Annotated in this window: 1 tRNA gene and 1 rRNA gene; both read right to left on the reverse strand. The window is 52.4% G+C overall.

Annotated features, from left to right (window positions below):
* Window positions 1-5: 5 nt before the first annotated feature.
* Window positions 6-78: transfer RNA gene (locus tag GPK90_RS17965), tRNA-Ala, on the reverse strand.
* A 6-nt stretch (window positions 79-84) separates the two neighbouring features.
* Window positions 85-202: ribosomal RNA gene (gene rrf, locus GPK90_RS17970) — 5S ribosomal RNA — on the reverse strand.
* Window positions 203-286 lie beyond the last annotated feature (84 nt).

The following is a 286-nucleotide window of genomic DNA, read 5'->3' on the forward strand; positions in this document are numbered from 1 at the left end:
CCGAGTGGAGATGGAGAGATTCGAACTCTTGACCCCCTGCTTGCAAGGCAGGTGCTCTCCCAACTGAGCTACACCCCCATATAAATCTGGCATCCACCTGCTCTCCCATGCCGTCTCCAGCATAGTACCATCGGCCGCTCAAGTCTTAACCGTCGTGTTCGGGATGGGAACGGGTGTGTCCCCTGAGCGCATCGACACCAGAATTATTTTTTAGGTCCTTGAGACCTGAACAGTATATAAAACCCTTACTTCTTCTTCCTTAGAAAGGAGGTGATCCAGCCGCACC

Source organism: Clostridium sp. MCC344 (genome assembly GCF_018785365.1).
Classification (GTDB): domain Bacteria; phylum Bacillota; class Clostridia; order Lachnospirales; family Lachnospiraceae; genus Pilosibacter.